Origin of the sequence: Streptomyces sp. NPDC058955, from assembly GCF_042741435.1 — a bacterium.
Lineage (GTDB): Bacteria > Actinomycetota > Actinomycetes > Streptomycetales > Streptomycetaceae > Streptomyces.
In genome coordinates this window covers 30311-30925 of the sequence record NZ_JBHYKM010000024.1, presented here as the reverse complement: position 1 = coordinate 30925, position 615 = coordinate 30311, and the positions used below count along the sequence as shown (strand labels likewise).

Here is a 615-nt window from a genome sequence, read left to right as displayed (position 1 = left end):
TTCTTATACACTCCCCCAACACCCCCGGCCCGGCGGCGCGGGCCCCCGGGGTGTCGCGGGGGGTGCCGGCCCCGTGTTCCTTCCGTCGGGAGAGACGTGAGTTACGACATCTTCGTGATGCGGTTCGAGAACGGAGAGACGGTCCCGCTGGACATGGCCGTCGCCCGCGAGGTCCTCGACCCCTTCGTGGCGGGCCGGGACCCCGGTGCGGACGTCCTGTCGGTGCGGACGGCGGACGGGCAGGAGGCGGACGTGTACCTCAACCCCCCGGACGGCATCACCTTCAACCGCTTCGGCGGCGGCGGGGTCATGGACCTCCTGGCCGACCTCCTGCGGCGCCTGGACGCCGTGCTCGTCATCCCGGGCGGGCCCGTCGTGCTCCAGGCCGACGAGGCCCGGAACCAGCTGCCGGACGTCCTGACGGACGGCACTCCGACGGTCGTCGCCCGCACGGGTGCGGAGATCGACCGGGCCATCCGGACCGCCTGAGCGGATGTGGTATGGGGGGGGGCGCCCCGCGCCCCCCCCCCCCGCGGGGCCCCCCCCCCCGCGCGCCGGGGGAGAGGGCGCGCGGGGGGGGGGGGTGGCACGCTCGGGGGGGGGGCGCCCGGGAGG

At 76.4% G+C, this 615-nt stretch carries 1 protein-coding gene; it reads left to right on the top strand.

What is annotated here, in order from left to right; genetic code table 11:
- The first annotated feature begins 96 nt into the window (after positions 1–96).
- Positions 97–489: a hypothetical protein gene (locus tag ACFW1I_RS12445; protein ID WP_384669160.1), complete on the top strand. Its 393-nt coding sequence runs from the start codon at positions 97–99 to the stop codon at positions 487–489.
- Positions 490–615: the final 126 nt, after the last annotated feature.